General features: G+C 51.6%; 8 protein-coding genes. 3 read left to right on the top strand and 5 right to left on the bottom strand.

Features of this window, described 5'->3' with window-relative positions; translation table 11 throughout:
- Positions 1–277: 277 nt before the first annotated feature.
- Positions 278–1,525: a digeranylgeranylglycerophospholipid reductase gene (locus tag NO887_RS17500; protein WP_256419459.1), complete on the bottom strand. Its 1,248-nt coding sequence runs from the start codon at positions 1,523–1,525 to the stop codon at positions 278–280.
- Positions 1,526–1,619: 94 nt separating this feature from the next.
- Positions 1,620–1,952, bottom strand: a complete 333-nt coding sequence (locus tag NO887_RS17495) for a DMT family transporter (protein ID WP_115864500.1) — start codon at positions 1,950–1,952, stop codon at positions 1,620–1,622.
- Positions 1,953–2,035: 83 nt separating this feature from the next.
- Between NO887_RS17495 and NO887_RS17490 the strand changes: the two genes are divergently transcribed.
- The 3 genes from NO887_RS17490 to NO887_RS17480 all read left to right on the top strand — a co-directional run bounded on the left by NO887_RS17490 (position 2,036) and on the right by NO887_RS17480 (position 4,456).
- On the top strand, positions 2,036–2,824 hold the full coding sequence (locus NO887_RS17490) for a TrmB family transcriptional regulator (RefSeq protein ID WP_256419458.1): 789 nt from the start codon (positions 2,036–2,038) through the stop codon (positions 2,822–2,824).
- Between the two features lie 244 nt (positions 2,825–3,068).
- On the top strand, positions 3,069–3,521 hold the full coding sequence (locus tag NO887_RS17485; protein WP_256419457.1) for a hypothetical protein: 453 nt from the start codon (positions 3,069–3,071) through the stop codon (positions 3,519–3,521).
- 269 nt (positions 3,522–3,790) lie between these two features.
- A complete protein-coding gene (locus NO887_RS17480) occupies positions 3,791–4,456 on the top strand; it encodes a hypothetical protein (protein WP_256419456.1) in 666 nt (221 codons plus the stop codon).
- A gap of 46 nt (positions 4,457–4,502) precedes the next feature.
- On the opposite strand, the gene NO887_RS17475 is transcribed toward NO887_RS17480, so the two are convergent.
- From NO887_RS17475 to NO887_RS17465, 3 genes are all read right to left on the bottom strand, one after another.
- Entirely contained in the window at positions 4,503–4,790 is a 288-nt protein-coding gene (locus NO887_RS17475; protein WP_256419455.1) for a HEAT repeat domain-containing protein, read from the bottom strand.
- Positions 4,791–4,887: 97 nt separating this feature from the next.
- Complete coding sequence (locus NO887_RS17470; RefSeq protein ID WP_256419454.1) at positions 4,888–5,433, bottom strand: HAD family hydrolase; 546 nt, start codon at positions 5,431–5,433, stop codon at positions 4,888–4,890.
- Positions 5,434–5,710: 277 nt separating this feature from the next.
- A complete protein-coding gene (locus NO887_RS17465) occupies positions 5,711–6,004 on the bottom strand; it encodes a hypothetical protein (protein WP_256419453.1) in 294 nt (97 codons plus the stop codon).
- Positions 6,005–6,145 lie beyond the last annotated feature (141 nt).

Raw genomic sequence — 6,145 nt, 5'->3', positions numbered from 1 at the left:
TGAGCCGACGCATAATTCGAGTTGAGGAGTCGTCGTTGTACACAGACACGACTTCCTCATTCCTTCCGAAAGATGCCTCGATAAGCCGCCGCTGTCACGCGGTTTCTCGCTTAACTAAAGACGGATGGCCAATCGACATAGGAACAATGAGCGATTTGGCGAAAGACTGTTCGACGCGACTCGGGGGTCGTAGCCATGTGGGTACTGATAGCAAAACGTCCAAGACCAGTTGATCAAGATCTGATAGAAGTTGGATTCATCAGCGGAAGTGTTGTGGTTAGCTGGAGTAAGAGACACTCCCAAACTGTGTTTCTCGCCAGTATTTCCAGAGGTAGGATATATCACTAGGATACAACAGTTTTACAATTTCCCGCTTGCTCCCATCGTTAATATCTGAAAGGGTATCTCGAGAAAGCTTGTTCAGATCTTGCATGAGTCGGTCGTACCGTTCGTTTGGTGCAAGGTATAGCAACCTCGTCATCATCAATCGACGGTCTTGTCTGGGGGCAACTTGCTCGTTCCATAGGTCGTCGTAGACTCCCATCTCCTCAGCAGAGATGTTTTTCGTCCTCGTCAGACAGCGGTCGGCTGTCATTGCAGCTGCGCGAGCTGATTTCATACACTTGTAGATTCCCTCTCCCCAGACAGGATCAACCGATGGGACAGTATCACCGATCGCCATAAACGAATCAGTACTCATCGATCCGGGGGGCTGTACATGTGCTGATCCCCGAACTGGACTCTCTGCGATTTGTCTGGCGTTCTCGAACCGTGGGTCAGTATCAAGCCAATGTTCGAGATACCCGTCGACGGTGCGATCGTGAATGGCGTTTTCTTGATAGCGTTCATTCTGGATATAACAGATGCCGACTTTTGCTGTGTCGTCACCCGTATGGAAGATCCACGAATAACCTCCAGGGGCGTACTCGTGGTCCAACCGCAACATCATCGCGTCAGTGAGATCAGCAAACTCGGGATGATTGAGATCGACGCCTTCGAATAAGTATTCAATACCAATCGCGTGATTCTCCCGGTCAAGATTGGCTATCCCCAGATCTTTAGCCAGTGGCGCAGCCGGACCCGTAGCATCAATAACGATTTCGCCAAAGACCTCCTGATCACGATTATAACGGACACCAACGAGATCACCATCTTCGACGATCGGGTCACGAACACGAGCATCAAACCGATACTCAGCACCCTTGTGACGACCATCCTCGACAAGGAACTTCTTGAACGCCTCGAAGTCCAAGACAAAGCCCGGCTGGTCCTGGATAAAGTGTTCATTTGGAGATTCAAGAACGACTGATCCAGTCGCGTGCATAACGACATCGTCCGGGATGCCGAAGGAGGTCATCATTGACGCAAACGTTCCGCCGGTAGATTTGTTACTTTGAGCTGGGAATTCATCTTCTGCTTCGGTTTCTAGGACGACAACATCGTACCCACGGTCAGCTAGATCTCGTGCACACTGCGCCCCCGCTGGACCTGCCCCAGCGATGATTACATCATACCTGTTTGACATCGTTGGAGAACAACTACTCAAGAGCGGACGAACAAGATGTTGGAACACAGTGCCACTTTTCGGTTGTTTCTACACAGGGGCAGTGCCCACCATCTTAGTGGGCAGACATCTGTGACACCACGTTGACGCAGTAGACGCCACCGATAATGAGGCCAATTCCGAGAAGGCCTGCCAGATCAACAGGTTCATCAAAAACAACGGCCCCGATACCTGCCACACCGACAATACCCAATGCTGCCCATGTCCCATAGACGACACCCATCGGTAATTCTTCTAACGTCAGGGATAGTAGATAGAACGCTGCCCCATATCCGAGGACAACCCCAATACTGGGAACCGGTTGTGAAAATCCATCGGAGAGTTTGAGGGCAGTTGTCCCGAATAATTCGGAGAGTATTGCACCAGCGAGCAGTACGTACGGATGCATATCGTTAGGTTTCGAAGCCCCCGAGATACGACTATTGAAACAAAACAGCACTTACAATTTGTTTGGAGGCACAATGACAAAGCATGACGGAATTGGGCGAGCTTGGACTCTCAAGTTACGAGGAGAAGGCCTATCGAACCCTTCTCGTAACAGGAGCAGTGACGGCAGCTGAACTCTCTGATACTAGTGGAGTCCCAAAAGGCCGTATCTACGACGTACTAAACGGCCTTGAAGCTCGCAAGGTGATCTGGAGACAGTCAAGCGACCCAAATCGGTACGTGGCCGTACAGCCAGAAACCGTCGTCGACAGGCTTCTGGCTGAACGAGCGTATGAACTGAAACAAGAGTGGGATCGTTATCGCGAGAAAGCAGAAACAGTTCGTTCGAACCTTTTGCCGACACCACCAACAGAGAGTAGTTTCTGGCTTGGATCGCTCGGGAGTGACGAAATGAGTACAGCGCTCCAGCAGCATATGCGAACCGCGGAGAATGTTGTCAAAGCAACTGTCGGGCCTCCCTACGAGGATGCGACGTGGGAGACACTCCAATCTGAAGTGGAAGGCTTTTTCGAGGGTGCTAATACGGATTTGTCTGTAGACCTCCTCTTCAGTGAAAAAGCAGTTACCGTACTCCCCGACCGATTCCCACATCTAATTGAAAACCAGCCCGCAGACATAACTGTCAGAACGACTCCTGAGATTGCGCTTTCGTTTGATATCGTGGACAATGTGGAGACGACGATCGATGTGCTACATCCAGTATCTGGGGAAGACAGAATCGGTGTGATCGGGATCAAAGATTCGCAAGTAGTCTCCGAGTTTGAGCAGTACTTCCAACGACTGTGGACCGATGCTGTTCCCCTCCTTGAGTGAGACAGTGATGATGGGAGGAAGACGTGGTGTGATGTAATTGACTCAAACCGATATTGCCTCTGTGCATTGAGAAGGCCAGTCTCAACTCCTGACACCCGCCGCGAAACCGCACGAACACCCCGTTTGTTCGCGTGGGGCACCCACGCCATCGGTCGATTACCCGGTGAGAAGATTAGTTTCACCGCGGTGACGGGCGTTTGAAGGTCTTCGCGTCCCACAATTCTGTATGGTAGGACCACTTGGTGTGGCAGCTTTAGTCGGCGCAGCGATCGTCTTCGACACGGACGAAGACCACGACGACATAGTCCAGAAGACGACCGACAACCTCGAACCAGAACTCCCAGAACACGCGAACTTGTACGCCGATCACCTCGACGGTGACTATCCAAATCCACGGGGTGCGTTCACCGATATCGACAACGCACCCGAGCACCACATCCCAGACGTGGTCGTCAAGTCTGGCCTGAAGAGCAACCTGATCATCGAAGTCGAAACGGGCGACGCGATCGACGGGAATAGCGCCGAGGCGAAATCGCAGATTGAGGACTTTTCGATACCAGGGTATCGCCGCGTGCTGGTGGTTCCAGACGCCGATTTCGACTCCGTACACGTCGACGAGTTTGAACAGCAGCTAGGCGAAGAGATCGACGGCGAGTGCTACTTCGCAACGCCCGAAGGAGTCGTTGATCTATTGTAAATGGTGACGTTGAGAAAGTGTGATTTAATGACACTCTATAAGCAAAATTAATCAATGAAAGACCAATTCCGCTCGCTGTTTACTCGCTAGAGAGAGTTTGAATCGCGGACAAACACCGAGCTCCCACAAATCGCTAGGGAGAGGCTTATCAGCATCATTGCTGATCTAAAAAGTACCGTGAATATTCCCATAGTGAACTTCTGGATGAGGCCGGAGCATCTCGGGTCTACGCAGACTTAGGAGAGGACTGGAACTATCAGAACTTTATGATGAACGCTGATACAGTCCTCTGCCTCTCCTTTTTGGAACATACAATAGGTAAAATGTGGTCTGGGGTGACCAGTATGGGATACCGTGGCTCATTTGGTAAGAAGGATGTCTATGCGAGGATATCAAAAATAGAGGACGTATTTATCACAGAAGGTGTTTTATGGGAGGTGGAAATTGATAAACACAATAAAAATGTTGTATTCCGCCAGCTGGAGTCGGAGGCAATGGAGGATATCGATCAAAAGATGCAGGCCTTAGCAGCGGAGGATCCATGGAAAAATGCACTAGAAGGGTACAATGCAGCGTTTGATCGTTATCTTTCTGGAGACTACGACGATACTTTAGTTAAAAAGTTGTATAATAGTATCGAGGAGGTGCTGAAAATGATCTGTGTCGATCTTGAAGGTTGGACAGAGGATCGTGAAATGAGCCACGGAAAATATCTTCAACTGCTGGGAGAAAACGACTTCTACCGGGCAAATGGGATCACTGCACCCGAATTGAATCAGCTGATAGACTCAATGGAGAAATTAGTAAGTAAAACAGGAGCTGATCGAAAACAGGAACATGCTTACCATGACCGTGAGTATGCAACTCTACTGATTCACCAAACAGGGGCATATATATATTTCTTGATTAGCAGATACGATGAGTATTCGAACTAAATCTGTCCTATTGTGTCATGTTTTGGGCTCGCTATGAGTTATTCAATCAGGGAGCTAGTGACGTTACACACACGTAGCGTACCTGTACATCGTCGTCCTCGAATCCGCCGGCGATTTCAGACGTTTTGGCGTCCTCAAGCCGAACGAGGTCGCGGACGGCGAGCGGTCGGACCCGCCAATCGTCGTCGTCGAGGTTCGCAATGCCGTGTTCTTCGAGCGTCCGATCGACCGTGAAGCTTGTCTCATCAACAGGGTGGGATTCGTGCGTCCGGACACGGTCGAGTACCGCCTCTACGGACAGTCCATCGGAGGAGTTCGCTTCTGTATCGGTCATACATCCACGAGGCAGCCGGACCAGAAAAGGATACGCGACGGCGAGCCCGAGACAACCACAGAGATACCGGCGAAACGAGGTTGATCACTCAGTACAATCAGACGCCGAGCGTCTCAGCCAGGTCGTCGAAGGTCTCGATGGTGAGATCGGGGTCAGGACCGAAGGGCTCCCACGGTGTTGATTTGCGGTCCACCCAGGCGGCCTGCATTCCGGCGTGTTGGGCCCCCATAACGTCGAACCAACCAGCCGTCACATGAACGATTTCGTCGATCGGCGTACCGGTGCGTGCGGCTGCGTGGCGGTAAATCTCTGCGGCGGGTTTGAACGTCTGGACCTCATCAGCGCTGATCGTGTCTTCGATGATATCGCCGATCCCGGCGTGGTCAACCATCGACCCTAACATCTCCGGATTGCCGTTCGACACGACGAAGCAGTCGTATCCACCGTCACGGAGCCGTTCAGTGACGAACTTCGAGACACAGGTTTTACCGACACCGCTCGGGCCGGTGACGATGGCCGTGTCAGCTGGCTCGCCGTTCGTGATCGGCTCGAGAACGCTTGAGAGGTGGTTGACTTCGGCGTCGCGATGCTCGACTTCTCGAGGGACGAACCCAGCGCGGAGGACGCGAGCATTACGGATCATCGGTCGTGGGTAGTTATTCTCAGCGTGAGTGATATAAGTGTGACCGGGGAGATTCCGGAAACGCTCTGATCGCAGTGGTATCTTCACCTCGATTGCTCTGCCGTCTCTCGATTCTGATTGTGGAACCACACTGTTTCCGGAAACGTCTAGAAGCCCGGTCCACGGTGTAGAGCTCGCTCTATACAGATCACGGTAGTTCGAACCGGCTGGACCTCATGGAGAGCACTGTCTGACGTGCTCATCGAAATCGCTAGGTCGTCGATACAGACAGACAGCTTTAGCTCTGGTTGCCTGCGTCAAATACGGCGGCAAAGTCCTCGAGAAGCTCCTGAGGTGATTGCTCATCACCCTGAGACGGAAGTGGTGCTTCCCAGCATTCGATTTGGAGTGTGTGCGCATTCGAAACCGGCCCCGACTCAGATACCACATTGAAGATGCCGGTGCGATAGATAGCCAGTAGTCGCTGGTCATGAACACCGACATAATCGATACCAGTCCTGTCCAGGACTGCTGGAATGTCAGTGGGCTCAGATAGCGAGACAGAGGCGCTTGGAGACGCCGAGTCGCTCATACCTTAGTTTGGTCCATCGCACAAATAAAGACCCATCTCGGGAAAGGTCCCACTCTCGACGATTAACCAACAGTAGCGGGATTTTGTTGGTTAAGTTATCCCGCTCTTATGTAGAAACGCGGAAAGTCCGTATAATTACAC

It is taken from the genome of Halorubrum laminariae, assembly GCF_024494655.1.
GTDB classification, from domain to species: Archaea; Halobacteriota; Halobacteria; order Halobacteriales; family Haloferacaceae; genus Halorubrum; species Halorubrum laminariae.
Note: the sequence above shows the minus strand (reverse complement) of the source record. Positions and strands in the feature narration are given on the sequence as shown.